Origin of the sequence: Pararhizobium sp. DWP1-1-3, from assembly GCF_049896125.1 — a bacterium.
GTDB lineage: Bacteria > Pseudomonadota > Alphaproteobacteria > Rhizobiales > Rhizobiaceae > Pararhizobium.
In genome coordinates this window covers 521,108-543,096 of record NZ_JAFCTR010000003.1, presented here as the reverse complement: position 1 = coordinate 543,096, position 21,989 = coordinate 521,108, and the positions used below count along the sequence as shown (strand labels likewise).

The window sequence follows — 21,989 nt, the reverse complement described above, 5'->3', positions numbered from 1 at the left end:
ATAAAAGGCTGGCCGCAGTGTGTATGTCAGGCTTTAATCGCAGATATACGCATCGGTCAAGCGAGCTCCTGCCCGCTCAGCGCATTCGACCCTAGCGCACGACGAGGTGCATGTTGAGCCGCCGGATCGGGCGCAAAGTCACCTTCATAATAGGCTTTGGTGCTTGGGGCTCGATTGCAGTAAGCCGAACCTTTTGAAGCAGCACCGCAAGAATGGCGACGGCCTCCATCACCGCGAAAGCACTGCCAATGCAGACGCGAGGCCCGGCGCCAAACGGCATGTAAGCATAACGGTGTCGTGCCCTTGCAGCCTCCGGGCTGAACCGCCCGGGATCGAACACCTCTGGATCCGTCCAGAGTGACGCGTGGTGATGAATAGCGTAAATCGGCACAATAAGCACTGTGCCCGCCGGAATCAGGTACTTGCCCAGCTGGAAGTTCTTGAGCGCTGTTCTCGTGATCATCGGGGCGGGTGGATAGAGGCGCATCGCCTCGGAAAACACCTGCCGGGTATAGATCAGCTTCGAAACGTCATCCGCAGCTACAGGCCGCCCCTCAGTCAAAGCGTCGATTTCGGCCAGTACCTTGCCCTCGACGTCGGGATGACGGGAGAGGAGATCGAACGTCCAGGCAAGGCCAAGTGCCGTCGTCTCGTGGCCTGCCGTGACGAATGTCATGAGGTTGTCGACGATCTCCGCGTCACTCATTGTTCTTCCTGTTTCAGGGTCCGAGGCCGCGAGAAGCATGTTCACCAGGTCATGGCGGTCATCCGGGCTTCTCCGCCTCTCCTCGATCACGCTCGAAAGGCTGGACCGCAGGAACGCGACGGCTGCCTTCGCCTTGCCGCGACCAGGATAGGGTATCCACTCGGGAGCGTGCATAAGGCCGAGCGCGAAAGCCCAGCCGGTCGGCGTGAGGAAGTCGGAAATACCTGTCTCGACCTTTTCCACATCGATACCATCGCCGCCGGACATCATCGTCTCGACGATAATGTCGAACGTGGTGCGCATCATCTCGTGGCCGACATCGATGGTTCCGTGACCCTTCTCAAGCCATCGGTTGCGCGTACGCTCTGCGGCGTCAATCATCGTTGGTTGCAGCTCAAGGAGATTGTCGTGCCGAAAGGCGCCTGCAACCGACTGACGTTGCCACTTCCAATGCGCGCCGTCCGCAGTCAGTAGACCCTCACCGAGGGCTGGTCCGAGAGCGCGGCGAACCTGGTCGCCCTTGCCCAACGAGTCTGCGTTTTTCACCAGCGCTTCGTGAATCAAAACGGGGTCTGCGAGATAGACCTTCACTTCGCCAGCAGTTTTCGAGAAAACAAGCGGCTCTTTGAAGATCGAAGGGGGCAGAGCGTCAAGAGGGTTGCGGACGATTGCCACCAGCGCGCCAAGCGTCGACTGTGGCGTCAGGGGAAAGTTCGTCTTCAACTCGCTGTCATTCTCAATCGCCGTGGCCATGCCTCTAATCCTTGATCGCGTTTCGACGATGAAGTACCCGTTTAGGTAGCCGCCTTAACTGAAGTAAGGTGTGTACCTTAGGTTTGCAAGGGGTGAGACATGGCCGGGGGCGACGATGGAGGGAAAATGAGACGTGTCAGTACGCGTGATCGGGTCCTGGAAGCCACCCTGGTTCTTTTCAACGACAGGGGACCGGACCGGGTCACGACCGCGGAAATAGCGCGCACCGTCGGGATCAATGAGGGCAACCTCTATTACTACTTTAAAACAAAAGAAGCTCTTCTAGAGGCTCTGTTTAAAAAACTGGAGGGGGACGCCTCCCGGTTCATGAACCAAGCCGCGTCGAATTCCACCACCGAGCCCGGTACTTACTCGAAATTCATGCAGCGCTGGTTTTCGATCGTCTGGGCCCACCGTTACATTTTCCGGAATCCGCCCGGCGTGATCGCTATTGCTCCGTCGCTGCGTGAGCCAACGCGTGCGCTGAGCATGGATATGCGCGTTGTCGTGGAAGGGATGCTCCATCAAATGGCAGCCGCGGCCTTGATAGATGTCCCAGTCGACGATGCGCCACAGCTGCTGGCCAATGTCTGGATCGTATCGACCTACTGGGCCGTATACCTCAGCTTGCAAGAAGGTATTGAAGAGCTGACACCAGAGCATCTCGACTGGGGACTAAAGCAGGTTGCAAGCCTGTTTAAACCATACCTCTCGGGTGTAGGGAAAAGCGAGCTTCAGGCCATGCTCGATGGTTCTTTCGCGCAGGAAGATGTTTCTTGATGTTCGGTTACTTGGGAAGGGCGCGATGGTCGGGGTCCTGCCAGGACGACTGGGGCCGATCAACGCGGTCGCGATGCTGGTCCCGGTCATGACCGCGCTAGAGGGATATCCGCTCGCCCGTCAGGGCTAGGCGGGCATTGCTCTTTCTCTCTCTGCCTGGACGTCCTTCGTCGGGTCTGCGATCGCGACCACCGGAATAGTGCTGGCAGCGCCGGTTCTGGCGAGTTGGGCCTTGGCGTTTGGCCCGTCGAATATGTCGCGCTGATAATTTTCGCGTTCGCATGTCTGACCGGGCTCCTGACAGACCAGCCGGTGAAAGCACTGCTTGCGATTATGTTGGGGCTCGACATCTCGACAATCGGTATCTAGACGAATTCCGCACGGGGCGGATGGCCAAAATGCTTGCTGTAGGCGGCGCTGAAGGCGGAAGCGCGGGAAAATCCGACCTTACGGTCCGCCTCGGCGACGGAGAGCCGGTACTCCTGCAGGAGAACCCTTGCCATCATCAGCCGCTGTTCGCGCACATGCGCGAAAATGGTCCTGCCGAAGGCGGTCTTGAAATTGGTCTGCAGCGTCGTCACGTTGATGCCGACGCGACGTGCAAGCTCAAGCGTCGTCGGCGTATCGACCAGATCGCTGTCGAGTATTTCGCGGGCATGGATGACGCGGTCGTATTCCCGCCGTCCCAGAAGGGCCACCAGCCGACGCCCGTACTTAAGGGCCTGCGCGGCCTCAATGACATAGGCAAGCGCGCTGCTTTCCAGGAAGAGCTTGCCGAGGTGCCCGCCATAGGGATGATCGATGCAGCGCTTGGCTATCTCCGTGATGCGCGGCGAATGAGTGATGGCGGCGGTGCGGAAGCCACCCGACATCAGATCGCGCAGGGCAAAAAGGCCGTCATCCTCCACGTCCTGGCTGAACCGGTCGAAAAACGAGGGCTGCAGCACAAACCCGACGGAGCGCACGCGCTGGCCGCGCGTCAGGGGCGTGCTGTAGCGGATCGGGTTGTTGATCCCCATCAATGAAACCTGATGAGGGTAGCGCGTGAAGGAGCCGTAACCTTCGACCTGCGTCTCCACCGGCGCCCCCGACAGCATGATGCCGCAAACGAGCGCCGGCTCCATCTCGACCGTAAAGATCTGATCGCAGACATAGGTTACGTCGGCCGCGCTCATCAGCAGGCCGGGCTGCACCTCCGAGGCCACCAGACGCCCGGTGTAGATGGGCGTTCTCTTTTCCTCCGGTGCCATATCGACCGGCTCGGCCCCGAGCGCGAACTCGGCGCCGAGGCGCACGAGATCATCGGCCGTCATTCCGCCCGGCGGTATCAGATTGCTAGTGGATATCCCCATCGGGTGGCCTCCCATCGGCATTTAGCCCGAAAAGCGGGTGGATCGTGAAACACCTAACTAAGATGAGCAGTCAAGTTTTCATTGCGGATGCCGCCCTTGTCCCTTTTGCGGATTAGCCCAGTGCCACACGGCGGCGGAATTCGCTTCCGAACATGGGCGTCCGATCCCGAAGCGGCGGCTGCCGGGAGCGGTATGGCGTCGACCGGATCATAGCCCATCCGGTCGATGAACCCGGCGACAACCGCGCGGGCTCAGGCATCGTTGCCCGCCAGCGCAAGGGCCTGCCGTTCGGATCGCCATGCGGGCGTGCGCCCTGCTGAGTCTCATAATAGCGGGGTCATTGAAGGTGCGGAAAAGACGCGTGCCGGCCAGTTGGTTCTGGACAATCTCGGCGATTGAAGGTGCGCTTTCGAATTCCAATATCGTGCCGTCGGTCGGCGCCCAATAGTTCATCGCCCAGATGACGATCTTTCGTGGCAGCTTTCGACCTGACGGAGCGGCAGGGAAAGCAGCGCGGCGATGCGCTTCAGATCAGGCCGAGACAGGTGATGCAAGCGGTGCGACCGGCATTTTCGTCTCAGCTTGATGAGGTCAGAGCCTATGATTAGGGATAATGAAGGTCCCATCAAGGTTGTCGATGCTCTGGCAGTTTAAGACCGGACACGTCTTGTCATCGCGAGTCGGAATGTTCTTCCACTCCGCATACTGGTTGCCGTCGCAGTAGCCGCTGTCGCGAACGAATCGGTCATATAGGGGAAGACCACGCGGCGACGCCCACCGGAAGATCACCGCGCCCTGATTGTGGACAGCCGCCCGCGCGCGCTCGCAGCTCATAGACAGGGGATTAAGGCGCGAGATGGCGAGTGAAGGTGAGGCGGCGGAGGCTGCGATTACAATAGCAAGTGCAAGTTTGTTCATGGCGCTATCCTTAAAGTTGGTTACAGTAAACCTTCCGCAGTGCATCCGGTTCCAGCAGCTCTCCGGCCCTTTGTGACGCGCCGCGACGACGATTGCTCTTTGTATCCATGAACTGATCACGAATGCCATCAAGTACGGTGCGCTTCGTGAAAAAGATGGCAGCGTCAATGTTGTCTGGACGATCTCAGAACATTCCCCGCCAATGTTCTCGCTGCATTGGACTGAAACTAACGGCCCCAAGGTTATCGAGCCGACCCGCCAAGGGACCCTGGGTCTAGAGTTCGAGCCCGCCGCGTCGCGGTTGGCGCCTCGCGTCGGCATCGTGGTCGCGGTCCAAGGTGGCAGGCGTTGGCGAACTTTTGGAACTCGGACTGCAGTATGGCGCAGGCGCCCAGTCCTTGGGAAGCGCATGGCGCGTTAGCGTTGCAGCTAGGTCGGCTGGATCGGTGATGAACCGCGTCCGGCCGAGCGTCTCGAAGCGGTGGCGTGCGTCGCCGGCGGAGCAGCAACCTCGTGTATGGGTACCTTGAGCCGCGCCGCGCTCCGTCAAAGCACGTGGATAATTATGGTGAGGTACATTAGGTTCTTTTCGAAGAAGACCCCAGGAACCACTGATACGTGTCTTCAAGTCCCTTCCGCAACGGGATGGACGGAGACCAGCCCATGTCTTTCAGCTTGTCCGCATTCATGAGCTTGCGGGGTGTACCATCAGGTTTGGAGAGATCCTGAACGATCGCACCAGTAAAACCGACAATGTCGCATACCAGCTTGGTGAGCTCCAGAATCGTCACATCATCCCCGTATCCAACGTTGACGTGCTGGTCGCCCGAGTATGTCTTCAAAAGAAACACGAGCGCATCAGCACAATCGTCTGCGTGAAGGAACTCCCGGCGCGGCGCGCCGGTGCCCCAGACGGTAACCTGCTTGTCACCGGTTCGCTTGGCTTCATGCGCTTTCCGGATAAGAGCGGGTATCACGTGGCTGGTCGTCAGATCGAAATTATCGCCCGGCCCGTAGAGATTTGTCGGCATTGCTGAAATGTAGTCACGGCCGTGCTGCCGGCGGTAGGCTTGCGCCAGCTTTATTCCTGCAATCTTGGCGATTGCATAGGCCTCATTCGTGGGTTCAAGGGGGCCGGTCAGCAGGGAGTCTTCGGTAATCGGCTGGGTGCTTAGCTTTGGGTAGATGCAACTTGAGCCGAGAAACAGGAGGCGTCCGACATCGTTTTCATGCGCCGCCTGCATGATGTTCGCTTCTATCATCAGGTTGTCATAAAGGAAGTCGGCAGGGTAGGTGCTGTTGGCAAGTATACCGCCAACTCGTGCTGCCGCCAAGACGATCGCATCGGGTCTGACATCCTTCAAATACGCTTCCACTTGGGTCTGGCGTTTGAGATCAACCGCGCTGCGCCCGGCGGTCACCACCTCACAGTTTTCAGTGGCAAGACGCCGGACAACCGCTGCGCCAACCATTCCGCCATGACCTGCAACCCACACGCGCTTCCCGGCAAGTTCAAACATCAGGCGCCCTTTAAAACTGCAGAAGCCTGCATGAGCTTGTAATCTTCCCGGACCATTTCCGTCACCAATTCACGCACGCTGGTCTCGTGAACCCACCCGAGCTTTTCCTTAGCCTTGCCTGGGTCGCCAAGGAGTAGTTCGACCTCCGTCGGACGAAAATAGCGCGGATCTACCTCGACCAGAATGTCGCCGGTGGCTGCATTACAGCCAATTTCGTCGACCCCAGTTCCCTCCCATTTGATATCGATACCGACGTCATTAAATGCCCATTCGACAAACTGCCGCACCATGGTGGTCTTGCCGGTGGCGAGCACATAGTCATCGGGCTCGTCCTGCTGCAGCATCAACCACATGCCGCGGACATATTCCTTCGCGTGACCCCAATCGCGCTGGGCATTGAGATTTCCAAGATAGAGCTTTTGCTGCTTGCCCAGCGAGATGGCTGCGACGGCGCGTGTAATCTTGCGCGTCACGAACGTTTCGCCTCGCAGGGGGCTTTCATGATTGAACAGGATGCCGTTGGACGCATGTATTCCGTAGGCTTCGCGATAGTTCACGGCGATCCAATAGGCATAAAGTTTTGCAACCGCATAGGGTGAACGTGGATAAAATGGCGTTTTTTCACTTTGGGGCACTTCCTGGACGAGCCCATACAGTTCGGATGTGGAGGCTTGATAGAAGCGGGTTTTCTTTTCCAGTCCCAGAATGCGGATCGCTTCGAGAAGTCGAAGCGTTCCGGTGCCATCAGCATTGGCGGTATATTCCGGTGTCTCGAACGAAACCTGGACATGGCTCTGCGCAGCAAGATTGTAGATCTCGTCGGGCTGGGTCTCCTGCACGATCCTGATCAGATTGGTCGCATCCGTCATGTCCCCGTAGTGGAGGATAAAGCGTGGATCCGTTTCGTGCGGATCCTGATATATTCCCTCTATGCGGCCAGTATTGAACGAGGAGGACCGCCGTTTGACGCCATGAACCGTGTACCCCTTATCAAGCAGAAGCCGTGCCAGATAGGCTCCGTCCTGACCGGTTACGCCCGTAATCAATGCTGTCTTTGTCAACTCATCCTCACTCTCCAACAGGAATAGATGTCTGGCCCGTTGTCGTGGCGTTCTATAACTTGTCTTGGGTTTCAGGCAAGCTTTAGACTTAGCCAAGCTTGGGGCTCTTTCCGGCTGGATCAGCGTTTTTCCTCATTTCGTCATCAGCCCTGGGGTTGAGCGGCCACCTTCAAAGCATAAGCCCGGTCGAATTACGCAATCCTGTACACAGCGGTCGAACATTGATAATTGCATTCCGATCCTGGGCGATCGAGGTATCGTCCCGATAGACGAGATAGAGCTGCGAAATGCATGAGAAATCCCACAGCCTGACGATTGATTTATGCATTGTCTTGGGCAGAAGGCCAGATCTTCTGCAAAGAACGCTGGAGAGTTTCGAAAGAGACGTCTTCCCCAACTTCGTATTTCAAAACGTATTCGTCAATATTGATCCGATTTTTGGAACAGAACAGGACGAGCGTGATTGCATGCATCTTGTCAAACTCTGCTTTCCGTCGGCCCATTTCTTCCGTCCGGAGAAACCAGGGTTTTGCGCGGCCGTAAAAAGGCTCTGGAGCCATACGCTCTCGGATTACGTGTTCCACCTTGAGGATGACTGGGTTGCTCTAGACCGTCTTGACAAGCAGCTCATGGAGCCCTTCCACGACCCGCATGTCATGCAGGTATCGTTTCACACGGCGGACCAACATTGGGACATCGCCAGGAAAGGGCACCTCCACCAAAGAAATGAATATGCGCGGGTGTTTGGCGTGAATATCCCTCTGTTTCGGAAGTTTCCCAAATTCACCACATCGCCCTCAGTGCTGCGCGGTGATTTTGCGCGCCAAGCGGCGGGCCTCATGGACGAAACCCGTGATCCGGAGAAGCAATTTTATTCCGGCGTCAACGCTCCGCTGGAACGGCTCGCAAAGCCGAACAAGAACTTTATTTTCTCGCCCCAGCAGAAACCGGTGATCCGCGACATCGGCCGGGAATGGCGGGACAATTGTAGGATCAAGAAAGTTGTCCAGGACGCAACCTCAATCTGGGTTAGCGAGTGATATCGGAATGGCCCCTGCCTAGTGTCCTCTGACCGAGGCGAGATAGGCGACAAGCTGTTCTGGGCCGGCCATTGCGATGTCAAGGCGACCTAATGGAACAAACCCAGCAAAGACGGGGGGCACGGTGGGGGAAGATGCGAGAATAAACCCGTCAAGGCTAGTTGACTGATTGTCGAAGTCTGCAGAGATTTCAATTCGATATCCATGATCGGCAAGAATATCGGCCACCTGCGTATGCAGTTTCTGGCTGTGAGTCGAAATGAAAACGTAGTCTATCCGTTTTTCTCTTAGAAAATTCGAGGCTCCCCGCAGCATCTCCACCTCATATCCTTGGATATCGGAATGCAGGATATCGAGCCGGTCCACTTTGCGTTCCGTGGTGAATGCATCAAGCTCAAAAGCGTTCGACCCCACGAAGGACTGAACGAATTCACCAGAATAGTTGTTTATCTTGAAATTGTTTTGACCACACCGCAGGTTGATTTCATCCGGTTCGACCATGACACAGTGTGCATTTGGAAAATGTTGCAGAAACCACATTGAATAGTGAGCCCAGTAGGCGCCGAGCTCTATCATTTTCGGCGAGCCGGATTTGATCTTCTTCAATGTTTCTTGAAAACAATATTCCTCCAGCGGCTCATGAACGCCCCTGTTCAAAATGAGAATATCGCTAAAATCCTTATAGTACGCGAGATCGCCCTCGACAGCGACGCGGTGACCGTTGTGGAGGATCACACATCTGTCGCCGTCCACGTACCCGGCTTGTGGAACCTTGCTGATCAACAGGTTGAGAGGGTCGGAAATGATCTCCCTGTATCTTTCTATGACGATACTTGCCTTATCAAGTGTCGCCGGACTGCAGTAAACTCTCGGAGAATAGGACGCCAGGCTCTTTTTCAGCAGTTTTTTCAGTATCCGCATTCTCTACGCCTTTTAATAGTCAGACCGGGCACCCGGCAAAGGACTTTAAGAGTCCTGGAAATATTGGATTCTCTGCCAATCAGGCCGAAGACGTCGCGTCCTTGCTAGGCCGTTCGTCAACAGCCCTTAGCGAAGACTGACGGCAGCTGTTGAGCACGCTCCTGTCAGCGTCTCGGCGCAATTTAGAGTTTCCGGTACCATGCGTCCCATCTGGACCATTCACGGTAAACGCGCTCGTACCCTTTTGTCAGAAGGATCTTGTCCAGGTTTTCGTTTGCGTCCGTGTTGTTGTGTTCGATGCAGAAAAGGCGGACCTTAAACCTGTCGAAATCGAACGTGGACAGGATATCCGGCTCATTGCCCTCGGTATCGATGCTGATGAAATCAATATCGGAGGGTGCGCCGTGGGCTTGGAGCAGTTCGTTGAGGCTGATCGTGGTCTGCACGATCTCAACGCTCTCCTTCCTCCTCGTATCGGCATGGCGATCCTTGAACGCGTGATCGGCCATGGATGAAAACTCAGGCTGATCGGCGACAAAGCGCATCGTCACCGATTTGCCCGTAACCGCATCAACGGGCTGGGTGTAAAGCGAGGCTTTCCTGATTTTGCGAATGCCATCGGCAAGCAAGGGATTTGGCTCTGCCAAAATGCCCTTCCAATCGAATTCGGTTTCAAGAAGATAAGTGTTGCTGAGCTCTTTGCCATCGAAGGCGCCGATCTCGACAAAGAAGCCACCCCGCTTTCCGCCAAGTTCCGACAAAACCCATCGGTCCTGTTGCAACTGGGAAAAGCTATGCTCATTCCAAAAGGGCGGGTGCTCCAGTGAAGCGCGTTTCTTCTTTAGTCCCAGCCAAGTTCTAATGCCCATGTCATTAACCTGCTTTGATTGGCGCTCAATTAAATCTTTCAATTAGCGGCTACTTGAAGTCTACGCCAAATGCAAGAAGCTTGCACATGAGATCCCATCATGAGATCCACACGGGTCAATCTCACAGGTTTCACCTGAAGCCCTTGATAACGAAAGAATCTCAATTGCTCGAACAACCTGAAGCGCCGGCTTTACTTCAATCTCGCAGAATGCTCGTTGTGGAAAGGAAGCTTGTTCGCAACCACGGACATTTCCAGACACAGATATGGGCGTTGCAACGCCTTTTGCCGAACTATTCGCTGCATCTGCTTGCGGGCGAAACCTACGACGATTTTCTCGGGCCTGCGGCGGGTAAATTCAGCGATAACGCTGTCAGGCTGACAAAACTTGCCACGCGCGCCAAGTATGGAAATACCCTCCAAAAGCTTGCCGCGTGCCTGACGATGGCTGCGAATGGCACTTTCTTCAAACATCGAGCATCACCCTTGGCTGATACGCTTGAGGAGACGTGCGAACGGTTGGGCCTTAACCGGGATGATCTGGTGATTATTCCGACCGCCGACCTGAACATGCTTGAGGCGGCGCTGGCGCTTATCGACAACAAGAAAGACACCGCTCCAAAATTCTGCTTGCGCTTTTTAAGCCCTGACTTTGGCGAACCCGACGACGGTATCCGCAAGCGGCGGCTGGATGTCGCGTCTAGGGTGAGGACAGATAGACTGGCTCTGTACTCGGAGACAGAGGAACTTGCCGGATATGTACGGGAACGGTTTGGTCTCGCGATACAGCCCTATTTCTATCTCCCTTGCAGCGTCGAACTCACTGCAATTCGATCCCGGGGAATAGGCGGGAGGGGCGCATTCCGGGTTGGAGTGTTCGGGGCGCCGCGGTCGGATAAGGGAAGCCACAGGCTTGCTGGGATCGTTGAAGCCACAGCAAAAGCAAATCGAGGCAACTTCGCCGAAATCGAATTCGTCGTCCAAGGTTCAGAAAACGATTTCGAAAGAGGCGCGTACAAGGGTTTGACTGGTTTTGATCCCGGTGACGGCAAGGTTCAGGTCGAAATGCATTCAGCCAGAATGCCCCCGGACGAATTTTTGGCTCTCTTCCAGTCGGTCGATGCGGTGCTGCTGCCCTATGATGTGTCGGTGTATGGTTTGCAAGGATCAGGTATCGTGCAGGACGCCGTGGCTGCTAGGAAGCTGATTATTCACACCGACAAAATGTCGATGGCTGAATTGCTGGCACACGGGAATGCGAGGTCGGCGACAACCGATGAGGAATTTGCGCATCAGATCATCACCTCGGCGCAGATTGGCGAGGCAGAACTCGAAGCTGCGACCGAACAGGCATTTGCGCATTTTCAGCGGGGACAGACTGAACATCCGATCTTTCATGGCGGTGCGGAAAGAGCGTGGTGACCGAACACTTTCTATCAGTTCGTCAACCGGCCCTTTTCAACGCTTTTGGTTGGAAACCATCGATGGTGTACCGGATCAGTAATTTCAACTTTCGCAGACAAATGTCTTGCTTGCCAGGGGTTTGATCCGCGCGATCTCCGATTCACCTTCGGTCACGCGCAGATCGACGTCAAACCAGCCATTCTGGTTGATGAGATCAAGCAGCGCGATTGCGAGCCTCCCGGCACATACTGGATTCGTGCGGAGATCAATATGTCCGCCGTCTTCTCCCGCCAGCCGCATGACCATTTCGCCATCACCCATGGGGCGAAAACATAGCGCGCTGACAAACCCGACAACGCTTTCCTCTGTCAGGTCTTGCGGTGATGGCCGCTGGTCATTGAAGAGGATATGCGCGTCTGATTTCGCGCTGGCTGTAAAGGGCATGGTTCGGTTTCTCCTCTTGGGAACAATCAGTCCTTCGTCCCCGGTCCTCGGGGATCGACGCCTGTCGATGCACACCATTCCCAACCTGGTGGATAATAAGGTAGGTGAACGGAAAGAATAAGGGCCGCCTCGTAGAGACGGCCCTGGGTTTGGTGACTGCGACGAAATCAGGCGGCTTTCACTTTAGCGCCCTTCGCGTTCGCCGAAGCTTCGCCGAGCTGGGTCAGCTTCTGATCAGTGGCCAACTCTTCCTGCAGATTGGCGTCGAACAGTGCGACGGCATCGGTGTAACCAAGCTGCGCCGCCCACGACTTCAATGTGCCGTAGCGGGCAATTTCATAGTGCTCGACTGCCTGAGCCGAAGAGATGAGGCCAGCGTCGAGTGCTACGGAACCCTTGAACTCCTCAATGATTTCCTCGCCTTCGGCAATAATGCCCTGAATGGCCTCGCACGTTTTTCCGCGCGCGGGTTTGCCAATAATCTCGAACACCTGCTGCAGGCGTTCGATCTGGCCTTCCGTCTCGTCCTTGTGCTTTAGGAACGCGGCTTTGCCGTCCGGTGACTGCGCGGCACGAGCCATTTTCGGCAGCGCTTTCAGGATCTGTTTTTCTGCGAAGTAGATATCCTTGAGCGTATCAAGAAACAAATCGTCCAGTGTTTTCTCAGCCATGGTGGTGTCCTCGTTGGGTTGATAGTAATACTCAACTCAGACCGAGTGCATTCGTTCCGTAGTTTCCAATCCGGAATCGCCGCAGACATGCAGACTGCTTGCCCAAGCATTACATCCAACGGCCGGAGATTTTTTGCGGACGTGATCGTTCCAACGAAGGACTTCTCCGGCGACTGTGATCACCCCTTCGACAGATCATGCCGGGTTGTGAACACAAGGGACCTAGCTCAGTTTGAGATGCCGCGCTCCCTCTGCAGGCGCTCGGCCAAGACCTTCAAAGAATTACAAAGCCGGACAATAGCGAAGACGTGCCGATGTTGACGGCGAAATCGGCTATCCTGTCGCCGTTAACGTCGGCCGAAAGCACCCCGTCGCTGAAACGAACCTGACCTGCCTCGGTGAAGGCGCTCGACCCGATGAAATTGAAAGCTTGATTGCCACCGACAAGTGTGTTGGCATCAAGTGCACTCAGATCAACGCGATCTCCTTTCGCGCCTGAAAAGCCGATGATCGTGTCCCGCGCGGAATATGGGCTTTCCGCTACGCTATCAAAATGGAAAGTGTCTGATCCTCCTTCGCCGTCCAGTCGATCGATCCCAAGACCGCCGGTTAGCACGTCGTTCTGGTTTCCACCAAAGAGCTTGTCGTTTCCTGCACCGCCCAAGAGCGTGTCATTGCCAGCGTCCCCATAGAGGTAATCGTCGCCTGCCAAACCCGCCAAGCCATTGGCATCGCCATTGCCATACAGCTGGTTGTTTCCGCCGTTTCCGGTCGCGCTGAGGGCACCCGGACCCGAGAAACGCAATTTTTCGACATTATCGGGCAGAGTGTAGGACACAGTCGCGTATACAGTGTCGAAGCCGCCTCCGCTTTGTTCCTTAATTTGGGTTGTAGACGCCGAAACGAGGAAAGTGTCGTTGCCGCTCGTGCCCACAAGCACGCCGGATGGTGGGGGGACTGCCTCGTTCAATTCATAGGCACGGAAATAATCGATGTACATCTTTTGATGATCGAGTGCTGGGTCGATCGGCCAGCCGCCACCCGCGGCCAGATCGATCATGAACATCAGATCGGTATCGAGGCCTTTCGGCGTCGCAATGGAAAAGTGGGCACGGCCGTCAAAGTAGAATATCGTCATATCGGGCCTGATTTCGACGCCGTAAGTATGCCACCCGGCCGTCATGACGCCGGTGCCGACGACGTTGTGATGATACTGGCTGGTGTGGCCTTCCAGCACCGTCCCATTCCAATTCCAGTCGTGCAGAATGCTGGCATATCGATCCGGTACCGCACTACCGTGCTGTTCCAGCACATCAACTTCAAAAACATGATCTCTCGCTGCTGAGAGCCGTTCCTTCTCGCTGGCCCAGAAACTGGGCCAAACGCCTTTTCCCGCAGGCAGCCAGGCGCGCATTTCATAATATCCATATGGATCACCGTCCTGGGGCGTGGCGCTCGTTCCGTCTGGGAAGGTATTTGAGATCAGCCCACTCTGGAGCTGTCCCGAGGCGTTCCGCGTCAGTTCGATCTGGAGCGCAGTTTGTCCTCCCTGCTGCACGATCGAAAACGGCGAATTGCTTGCGCCCGCCGGCAGGAACTGGGCGCTGCCAAAGCCGCCACCCCACGCCTGTGCGGTGTACCAGTTGGCCGTTGCGGTAGCCGTGTTGGCAAGGCTTAAACGATCGAATTCGTCAGCGAAGACTATGGAATAGCGGTCTGGTACGGGCATGGTTCCCTCGCAATAAAACAGATCATGAAAGACGATTGAGCGCGCTCAAAGACGCTTCAGGTTCCGGGGATCGCACCGCCAAACCAAAAATTTTATGCATTGCGGCAACGCGCTTTACAAACACCGGAACGCACGACTGACTTGACGGCACCTTGCAGCGTCACGATTTCACGTTGTAACAGGTAGCGCAGGCAACTCGGTGCGCAATTTAACAAGTGAAGGCTCTCGTTGCTGTGGCAGCTCCACGGGTTCGAGCGCCTTTTCCAATGTGTTGATCGTTTCCTTGGCGGCGACGTTCGAATGTGGGATGTACTCAAACTTGCCTTGTCGTCCCAGGCAGATCACTTCCTTGGACGCAAGCCGGACGATCGCCGCATCGCGGCGCGCCTTGAACCCCTTTTGGGGAATTGGGTACGCGTTCCTAAGTTCGGAACTGCCGATCAGGACGAGCTCACCCTCGATGATATTCATGTCACGCAGGTGCGCTTCCACATCCGCGAAAGCGTCTGCCGGCGCCGGCGACATCATCCCGGGCGGGACGGTGATTTCCACAGTGCAGTGTTTGTCGTAGGAACCTGGGCCGGGGTAAAAGTCGGAATGTACGGTGATGCGTTTCCAGTTTCCGAATTTATGAAAATTATAAAGGATGGAACAGCCCGGCAACCAAGACCCGCGCAGCGCGACGAACAGGCTGAGAAGTGTGACGGTCGGCAACGTTGTCTCCGGCAGCCCACATAGTTTCGACGCATCATCCAAAGGGATCGTCGAGATCAGTTTTTTGGCAAGATACGTCCGGTTCGAAGTGGTCACCGCAGTGATGCCGGCTGCAGTTTCGATCTTGAGCGCTTTTTCGTCGAGAACGAATTCGACGCCTTCATCTCTCAACCTGCTGAGAGCTTTTTCGTAGTAGCACCCAAATCCCCCGGGCGGTCTCACCACCGTTTCGCCCCACACCGGGATGTGTTTCATCTTTCTCCGGATGAGCCGGCGAACGCGAAATCTGAGTGACGTCTCGCGGGAAAGCCATTGCATCCGCTTTAAAGCGAAATCGTAGTCGATATGTGCAGCATCGATCCCGAATAGACGCTTTATATAGAGGTCGAGGCCCACCCGCTGATACAGTAAATCGCCGATCCGTGACTGGGCGTAGCTGCGTGCATCATCCTGCCCGCCCTTGCGAAGACGGCATGTCACCAAGCTGACAAGGCAAGATATGCGTTCGGTCAAGCTCATCGACGAGGCCTCCGCGTGCCAGTCGAAGGGGTATCGGCCAACCGAGCCGTTTGTGCAGATCTTCTTGACCTCGACGGCCTTGGGTATGCAAGAGCCAAGCAGTTCGGGAAAATGCTTGAACTGTTCGTCGGTTGTATTGAAGCAGATGGCACCGATGTCGAACTCCATCCCATCGATCACATAGGACTGGTGATTGCCTCCCGGCACCCTGTAGCTTTCAAGGATCAGCACCGCGTTGTTATCGAGCAGGTGTTTTGCTGCGGTCAAGGCAGAAATCCCACAGCCCAGGATGATGTAATCATACACCCGCGGTTCATTTCCGGCATGTTGCATCAATGCGCCTCCCTTTGGCCAAAAAAACAAGTGCTCGAAGACGTGGAACTTCAGCATAAACAGTGCGAAATGGGACGATCACAAAAATTCAGGCATAACGCGGTCCTTTGGGCTCTCTCTGTAAATTACAGTTTTATGGTATGTCTGCTTTGGAACGGCTTCTGCTGACATCCGGCATGCCCAACGAGGTTGTGAAAGGATGACTGTTGCATTTGTTTCGGCGGGGCTTGTGTCCTTTGCTGCTGCGTTTTTCTTGCGCATCGGCGCTTTTTTCCTATTTGCAGTGCTTGTCAGCCTGATCTATCTCGCGCTGACCTATAAATCCGGTTCCCCATTCGCATCACTCGCGCCCGTGCTTGGACTATTCGTGGTGATGCAGGTCGCTTATGTGGTCGGTGTGCTCCTCCCTTGTCCAAAGCTGCGTCATCGTATTGATTGCTTGCGAAAAACAGGCGACTGATTGAGGAAGTCTCCCTAGTGTTCCGGATCCTTGGAAAGAGCAAAATCGGACCGCGTTAGACTTGGCACTGCGGCCCTTAGCTTCAGGCCGTTCGAGGGGCCAGCAATGACTTCCACCAGGTCGCGTGGCTCGATTTTCGAATCGGCCGAGACGTTGATCCGCACAGTTTCCCCGTTTTCGCCGCGGCGCGCAATTTCAAATCGGATGGCGTCGTCGGCGTTTTTTTCGTCAATCATCTGACGCTGCTTCTCGTAGGCTGTTTCCTCGATCAACAGGCGAGCGACCTTTGTTTGGAGATCGGCCTTGGCGATGTCCCTGACAACTTCGTTCATTTCCGTCTGGATTTGCGAATTCATTGAATTAATGAGCTCCTCGCCGTCTCGCCTGTTTTCTTCAAGAAGTTGCCGGGCGCGGATCAACTGAAAATCGAGATCCAAAAGCTTGGTTTCCGCATCGGCTTCGTCCCTGTCGAGTGAAAGGCGCCGCGAGCTTTGGATAAGGCCTTTGTCGACCAGGGTATTGATGCTGGAAAGCTCCTTCTTCACCAATTCGACCTGCCGTTGTTGGGCACTGATCTTGTTTTGCAGCGTCTCGATCTCGTGCGCATAGAGATCGCCGATACCCTTGGCGGCTGCAATCTTGCTTTCAAGTTCGACGCGGCGCAACTTCATGAGATCGAGCTCCTCTGCGTGGATGGCTTCGACGCCGTCCACGCCGCGTAATTCCTCGGGTGTCTCGAAATCCGGTTTTCCATCTTTTTCAGCCCTCAGGCGTGTGCGGCGCATCAACAGGCCGTTGTAATCAAGTTCCGCGCCCCCGAGCACGCCCGCCGCCTGAATCCTGTCGCGCTCAAGCCGCGAGCCTGCGGCATCAGATTCTCGCTCGAAACCGCCCGCGAGGCTTATCGCTTTCATCACAGTCAAATCCGGGCTGAAAGCATACTGTCCGGGCTTATCGACGGCGCCGGTAATGAAGATCGGTCCGTATTGGACAATCTCCACGGCCGCTGATGGCGTCTTGGCGAGGCCGGCACTTTGCTGCAAAAGGAGTGCAATGCGGGCCGATAATTCCTTTGTCGTCAAGCCCATTGCCGTAACCTCGCCAACGAGTGGGACCGAGATGGCGCCATCGTCATTGATCACGAAGGTGCCATTCAAAGCGATCCAGTCCTTGACCTCCGCCTCGCCCGGACGCCATTCGACCACTCTCAGGGCTATCCTGTCTTGCGTGGCAAGCCGGTAGGGGTCAGCTGCCGCCGGTAGCAACACAGCAAGGTTCGCCGCTGTGAAAGTCAGAAAATGGATGAACCAGCCGGCTCTGAGATTTCCGCTTCGCATGGTTTCACCTCGTGGTCGTGATGATTGTCGGGCTTAGGGATCCCGGGTGGATGAAGGACAGAATAATGCCGACCATCCGCGCAAATGGTTGGGGCAAGGGTGCGCTCAAGCGGCGGACCAGCGCGATATCGTCTGCATTTGTAGCGCCAAACAGCCGGAGGCACAGGACGTAGGTGAAAGCAGCAACGGCAATGGCTGCAAACAGTCCTGCCGGATGACCTATGGCTCCGATGGTCACAAACGCGGCACCCGCAGCTGCAAGCGACGCGAGTAGAATGCGTAGAAACGCACCAAAGGGGAAGCTGAAACCGAGCTGCGCGGTAATGAACCAAAGGCCGATCGCCACCATGGCAAGTTGAACGATGGCGCGCGAGATTGCTGCCCCGACCAGTCCAAAATCCGGGATCAGCAGGAAGCCGAAGAGCGTTGACAGCAAGGCGCCGGAGAGCGACGAAAAGAAAATGAAGTCGCTGCGCCCGAGTGCGTTGACGAGATGCGAACCGATGACCGTGGTAATCGTAAAGGCAGCCGCAGTCACAATAATCATCGCCGCTGGGACGGCCGGTTCGAATTCTGGGCCATAGAGGAGCGTTACAAGACCTGGCACGACTGCGGCCATTCCCAGGCAAGTTGGAAGGGCAATCGTTGCTAGCAGGCGTGTTCCCTTTGTAAACGCAGATTGCAATCCGGCATTGTCATCCTGGCCATGTTTTCGCGCCAGCATGGGCAGGAACGCGCCGGTCAGAAGAAGTGGTCCTTGCGAAGCAAGGCCGGAAAGAGCCAGTGCAACACTAAACCAGCCGACTTCCCGATAGCTCCAGAAGACCTGAAGGAACAGAATTTCGATGCGGGACCAAACGAAGGTATTGCAGACATTGGCGGCCCAGGAAAAGCGTCCGTATCGCCAAACCTCGCTGGTGAGGGCAGGGGATACTTTTCCGGAGCGGAAGATGAGGGACAGGGCTGCTGCTGCGAAGCAGACTTGTCCGACCGCGTAACCGGCAAGCGCGCCCACCACACCGTTGAAATGAGCGCCGATGTAAACGGCGCCGATCTGTAGGAACATCGAAACACAGGCGAGCGTCGCAAGCGTGCGGAAACTCTGGGCGCTGCGAAGGTGTGAAGTGCCGAACAGGGCGAAGGATTGAAGCGATGTCAAAGCGGCGACGGCGAGGACAACGGTCAGGGGGATACGTGAGCCGATATCATCCCCTGAGACGGCTTCAGAAACGAGAGTGACATCCGTCCCAATCGAACAGAATGCTGCCAGCGCCGTGACGCCGAAGAGGTGGTAGAGCAAAAGTCGCCTTGCCAACACGGCGGGCAACGCATGTGCAGCGGCATTATTGTCCTGTCCCCGCAACTCGGCAGGAAACCGTCCAACGCTCAAGGCTGTTCCGCCGTCAATAATCGGAGCGAGCATCGCCGCGATCCATACAGCAAAAGCAACCATACCGGCCCCGTGAACGCCGAGAAGATTGGCAATAATTACACCACTAGTGAAGCTCGCAAATACAGTTGCAAGACCAGATGCGGCAGAATACAGAGATTGTCTTGCAAATTGGCCCATTATATTTTGACTTCGTCTTTAAATGATGTAATTTTATCGCAATTATAGTTGATTAAATCATAATGGTAATTTACCTTTCCTGTTCGATTACAAGGATTGTCGCTGTGGATTTCTTCTTCAAAGTATCTAGGACGATGTATTTCTGTGCGGCCGTGTTTTCCGCGTCGGCTGTCTTTCATTCCACTTCGCCCTGCCAGGCCGAAGTGATAGATCCCGACTCTTTCGCTTTGAAACTCGACGAAAATTTTGACTGGCTCGATGTTTCCGCGCGTGGCCCGGGTACCCGCTGGACGGCGCACACGCCGTGGAACGGGGACTTTGGCGATGCCCAGTTCACCGACCCAGTTCCCGACTTTCCTTTTACCGTCAAAAACGGAGTGCTGAGGATCGAGGCTCGTAAGTCTGCCGACGGAAAATGGAAATCCGGCCTGCTCGCTTCGACGGATGCAAATGGCGATGGGTTCAAGCAGCGCTATGGCTATTTCGAAATGCGGGCCCGTTTTCCGGCCGGCGAAGGCGTTTGGCCTGCGTTCTGGCTCGCCAGCCGCGGGGTGGAGAAAGCTATCGAGGTCGATGTGGTCGAGCATTACGGCCATGCTCCCAGCCAATACACCGCCTCTCTTCATATCTGGGACCGCAAGACACCGGCTCTCAGCAAGAGTTTCCACCAGAGCGTGCCGGTAGTCGCTGGAGCTCTCTCGGCGGATTTTCATACTTACGGCGTTGCCGTGCAGGAAGATCGGATAAAATATTTCCTGGACAGGAAGGAAGTGTGGTCCATCGAGACGCCGCGCGAACTGGAGCATCCTTTCACGATCCTGATCGACCTCGGACTCGGCGCTGGCTGGCCGATCGACAAGACGCCGAATCCGTCGGTGATGGATGTCGATTATGTTCGCGTTTGGTCTTTGCCACCGGATTGAGTGGACGGTTGGAGGCAAGGTCAAGAAGTCCTGGATGGGGGAGGGGCGCGTCATGCTGCTGCCCTCTGTGTAATTTCGACCAGCTGGTCCATCTGGTAGCCGATATTAAGCGCAGCACGGCCTGCATGCGAAAGCGTCGCCTCACGTTTCAAGCGGTAAAGAGCCGGATCGCTCCACAGGCTGCGCAACTGGTCCGCCCACAATTCCACCGGGTCGTTACGGCGCAGAAGGATACCGCCAGGGCCGACCGATTCCGGAAGGCCCCCGCTGTCGCTCGAAAGAACTGGTATTCCGCTGAAATGTGCTTCGCTGACGACCCTGCCCCAGGTTTCGTCCCATTGGCTTGGGACAAGAAGAACCCGAGTTTCGGCATAGATACGTTTCATGTCATCGCTGCGCGATACGAGACGGACATTGGGGAGTCGCACAAGACAACGTTTCAATAGTTCGTCGGCCTTCGAGGAGAGCGGCCAGCCACGAACGAACAGGAACGGGATGTCCGGGCTTAATGCTGCGATCGCAAGCGCCAGCTCCAAGCCCTTGACCGGCACGGGATTGATGAACGTTACGTATTTGCCTTTTCCAGGCGTCCGATATTGCTCGGGATGAAATATCGGCGGGATAACAGCTGGCTCTATGCCGTATTTCGACTTGAAGCGTGTGGCGGTATAGCCCGAATTGGCGATATAGGCGGAAAATGGGAGTTCCTCTTCGTTTTCAAGCCACGAACGGGGGCCGGTATCGAATTCAAGGCCGTGAAGATAGGCTACGCTCGATATGCCCCGGTTGGCGAATGTTCGCCCCATCTGCACCATATTGCCGTTTTGAACGACCACGACCTTGGGAAGGGCGAGGCCGCGCAGATCTTTCCAAGGCTTTAACGAGCGATAGACCTCATATCCAAGTGTTCGATCCATCGAAATTTTGCTTAAACGCGCCCGACTTGCCAGAAAAAGCGCCGCACCGAAGAGGTCCCGGAGGGATAGCTTGGAAAGAACGGCCGTCGTGTGTCCGCGTCGATTCAATTCCAACGCAATCTGGTGCGTGTTGATTTCCAATCCGCCAAACAATTGCGGCAGATGCGGTGTTCCGCTGGCGAGCAGCAAGCTCATGACGAGGGCTCCTTGTCTGCCCGCTGGCGCGACGTCATGAAAAGCCACTCTTGGACCCCGGTCCGCCGTTCATTCATCAATTCAACCGCAGTACGAGGCAGCCATTTGGCAATCAACGGCAATTTTCTCGCCGGGAAATCGCGGGCCGTGCGGGGACGGGCGTAAATCGACGTGATGTCATGGGTTTCGCTGAAGCGTTGAAGCAGAGCTTTGCTACATCCGGCGACAAGACCGTCATGTGTTTCGACCAGGATGTCTGCGCGGTTGAGCTCGGGAATTTTGTCGTTGTCGAGCAGGACCTTTTCGCCGCCCTCGATGTCGCAAAGTACAAGTGAACGCGAGTTGGTTTCGGCAAGAACTTTCTGAAGATCCGCAATGTCGCAGAACCCGTGCATTGTGATCCGGTCGGAGACGCCATTGGTGCGCGCGGTATGCCAAAACGGCTCGTGATGCTCAGGCAGACCCTCAAAACCTATGATGTGTGTCGCCGGCATGCGGCGCGCAAAGCCGATTGCATAGTATCCATCAGCAACGCCGACATTGATTACGGTGCGATAAGCGTTGCGGATGACGGTTTCGATGATGGGATGCAGCTCCAATTCCTGTGTGCCGAGTAGATAGCCGAGAAGGTGTCGGCTCGAGATGGGGCTCAAGTGAAGTTTCATGCCCTCGAACGGGCCTGTCAGCACCACATCGCCGGTCTTGTACCTCACAAGCGCGCAGGCGGTTTGCCAGACCGGCGCAACTGCCCAGCGAGCGGGTGCACGCAAAGGCTCTGGTAGATTACGATAGGATCGATAAAGCCGCATGGCGGCGGCGTTCCCTTGGATTGCGTTCCAGGTTGCGTGGCGCAT

General features: G+C 55.9%; 20 protein-coding genes. 5 read left to right on the top strand and 15 right to left on the bottom strand.

Annotated elements, in window-relative coordinates:
* Nucleotides 1–91: 91 nt before the first annotated feature.
* Nucleotides 92–1,459: a cytochrome P450 gene (locus ACP7BS_RS10460; protein ID WP_426230681.1), complete on the bottom strand. Its 1,368-nt coding sequence runs from the start codon at nt 1,457–1,459 to the stop codon at nt 92–94.
* 99 nt (nt 1,460–1,558) lie between these two features.
* Here ACP7BS_RS10460 and ACP7BS_RS10455 point away from each other — a divergent pair, with 99 nt between their 5' ends.
* Nucleotides 1,559–2,239 carry a TetR/AcrR family transcriptional regulator gene (locus ACP7BS_RS10455; protein ID WP_426230680.1) on the top strand — a complete coding sequence of 227 codons (681 nt, stop codon included), beginning with the start codon at nt 1,559–1,561 and terminating at the stop codon, nt 2,237–2,239.
* 365 nt (nt 2,240–2,604) lie between these two features.
* Here ACP7BS_RS10455 and ACP7BS_RS10450 read toward each other — a convergent pair whose 3' ends face one another.
* The 4 genes from ACP7BS_RS10450 to gmd all read right to left on the bottom strand — a co-directional run bounded on the left by ACP7BS_RS10450 (nt 2,605) and on the right by gmd (nt 7,090).
* Nucleotides 2,605–3,552 carry a helix-turn-helix transcriptional regulator gene (locus ACP7BS_RS10450; protein ID WP_426237971.1) on the bottom strand — a complete coding sequence of 316 codons (948 nt, stop codon included), beginning with the start codon at nt 3,550–3,552 and terminating at the stop codon, nt 2,605–2,607.
* A 630-nt stretch (nt 3,553–4,182) separates the two neighbouring features.
* A complete protein-coding gene (locus ACP7BS_RS10445; protein ID WP_426230677.1) occupies nt 4,183–4,509 on the bottom strand; it encodes a hypothetical protein in 327 nt (108 codons plus the stop codon).
* 578 nt (nt 4,510–5,087) lie between these two features.
* The gene (fcl, locus tag ACP7BS_RS10440) at nt 5,088–6,029 is read right to left on the bottom strand and encodes a GDP-L-fucose synthase (protein ID WP_426230676.1); all 942 of its coding nucleotides are present in this window, start codon (nt 6,027–6,029) and stop codon (nt 5,088–5,090) included.
* Entirely contained in the window at nt 6,029–7,090 is a 1,062-nt protein-coding gene (gmd, locus tag ACP7BS_RS10435) for a GDP-mannose 4,6-dehydratase (protein WP_426230769.1), read from the bottom strand. Before gmd ends, fcl begins: the two co-directional genes overlap by 1 nt.
* A gap of 287 nt (nt 7,091–7,377) precedes the next feature.
* On the opposite strand from gmd, the gene ACP7BS_RS10430 reads away from it, so the two are divergent.
* The gene (locus ACP7BS_RS10430) at nt 7,378–8,130 is read left to right on the top strand and encodes a glycosyltransferase family 2 protein (RefSeq protein ID WP_426230675.1); all 753 of its coding nucleotides are present in this window, start codon (nt 7,378–7,380) and stop codon (nt 8,128–8,130) included.
* Nucleotides 8,131–8,148: 18 nt separating this feature from the next.
* On the opposite strand, the gene ACP7BS_RS10425 is transcribed toward ACP7BS_RS10430, so the two are convergent.
* Both ACP7BS_RS10425 and ACP7BS_RS10420 read right to left on the bottom strand, forming a co-directional pair.
* A complete protein-coding gene (locus ACP7BS_RS10425) occupies nt 8,149–9,051 on the bottom strand; it encodes an FkbM family methyltransferase (protein WP_426230674.1) in 903 nt (300 codons plus the stop codon).
* 182 nt (nt 9,052–9,233) lie between these two features.
* Nucleotides 9,234–9,962 carry an FkbM family methyltransferase gene (locus tag ACP7BS_RS10420; protein WP_426230673.1) on the bottom strand — a complete coding sequence of 243 codons (729 nt, stop codon included), beginning with the start codon at nt 9,960–9,962 and terminating at the stop codon, nt 9,234–9,236.
* 122 nt (nt 9,963–10,084) lie between these two features.
* Between ACP7BS_RS10420 and ACP7BS_RS10415 the strand changes: the two genes are divergently transcribed.
* Nucleotides 10,085–11,341: a hypothetical protein gene (locus tag ACP7BS_RS10415; RefSeq protein WP_426237969.1), complete on the top strand. Its 1,257-nt coding sequence runs from the start codon at nt 10,085–10,087 to the stop codon at nt 11,339–11,341.
* An 84-nt stretch (nt 11,342–11,425) separates the two neighbouring features.
* Here the strand turns inward: ACP7BS_RS10415 and ACP7BS_RS10410 are convergent, their stop codons facing one another.
* From ACP7BS_RS10410 to ACP7BS_RS10395, 4 genes are all read right to left on the bottom strand, one after another.
* Nucleotides 11,426–11,767: a hypothetical protein gene (locus ACP7BS_RS10410; RefSeq protein WP_426237967.1), complete on the bottom strand. Its 342-nt coding sequence runs from the start codon at nt 11,765–11,767 to the stop codon at nt 11,426–11,428.
* A gap of 167 nt (nt 11,768–11,934) precedes the next feature.
* Nucleotides 11,935–12,438: a ferritin-like domain-containing protein gene (locus tag ACP7BS_RS10405; protein WP_426237966.1), complete on the bottom strand. Its 504-nt coding sequence runs from the start codon at nt 12,436–12,438 to the stop codon at nt 11,935–11,937.
* A gap of 274 nt (nt 12,439–12,712) precedes the next feature.
* On the bottom strand, nt 12,713–14,167 hold the full coding sequence (locus tag ACP7BS_RS10400; RefSeq protein ID WP_426237964.1) for a family 16 glycosylhydrolase: 1,455 nt from the start codon (nt 14,165–14,167) through the stop codon (nt 12,713–12,715).
* A 168-nt stretch (nt 14,168–14,335) separates the two neighbouring features.
* The gene (locus tag ACP7BS_RS10395; protein WP_426237962.1) at nt 14,336–15,733 is read right to left on the bottom strand and encodes an NAD(P)-binding protein; all 1,398 of its coding nucleotides are present in this window, start codon (nt 15,731–15,733) and stop codon (nt 14,336–14,338) included.
* Nucleotides 15,734–15,932: 199 nt separating this feature from the next.
* On the opposite strand from ACP7BS_RS10395, the gene ACP7BS_RS10390 reads away from it, so the two are divergent.
* The gene (locus ACP7BS_RS10390; protein WP_426230667.1) at nt 15,933–16,193 is read left to right on the top strand and encodes a hypothetical protein; all 261 of its coding nucleotides are present in this window, start codon (nt 15,933–15,935) and stop codon (nt 16,191–16,193) included.
* Between the two features lie 14 nt (nt 16,194–16,207).
* Here ACP7BS_RS10390 and ACP7BS_RS10385 read toward each other — a convergent pair whose 3' ends face one another.
* Both ACP7BS_RS10385 and ACP7BS_RS10380 read right to left on the bottom strand, forming a co-directional pair.
* Nucleotides 16,208–17,530 (bottom strand): polysaccharide biosynthesis/export family protein, encoded by a 1,323-nt coding sequence (locus ACP7BS_RS10385; protein ID WP_426237960.1) that lies wholly within the window; start codon nt 17,528–17,530, stop codon nt 16,208–16,210.
* Between the two features lie 4 nt (nt 17,531–17,534).
* Nucleotides 17,535–19,100: a polysaccharide biosynthesis C-terminal domain-containing protein gene (locus ACP7BS_RS10380; RefSeq protein ID WP_426237958.1), complete on the bottom strand. Its 1,566-nt coding sequence runs from the start codon at nt 19,098–19,100 to the stop codon at nt 17,535–17,537.
* A gap of 104 nt (nt 19,101–19,204) precedes the next feature.
* Between ACP7BS_RS10380 and ACP7BS_RS10375 the strand changes: the two genes are divergently transcribed.
* Entirely contained in the window at nt 19,205–20,023 is an 819-nt protein-coding gene (locus ACP7BS_RS10375) for a glycoside hydrolase family 16 protein (RefSeq protein ID WP_426237957.1), read from the top strand.
* A gap of 50 nt (nt 20,024–20,073) precedes the next feature.
* On the opposite strand, the gene ACP7BS_RS10370 is transcribed toward ACP7BS_RS10375, so the two are convergent.
* Nucleotides 20,074–21,135, bottom strand: coding sequence for a glycosyltransferase (locus ACP7BS_RS10370; RefSeq protein ID WP_426237955.1), 1,062 nt, complete (start codon nt 21,133–21,135; stop codon nt 20,074–20,076).
* A complete protein-coding gene (locus tag ACP7BS_RS10365; protein WP_426230662.1) occupies nt 21,132–21,989 on the bottom strand; it encodes a hypothetical protein in 858 nt (285 codons plus the stop codon). Before ACP7BS_RS10365 ends, ACP7BS_RS10370 begins: the two co-directional genes overlap by 4 nt.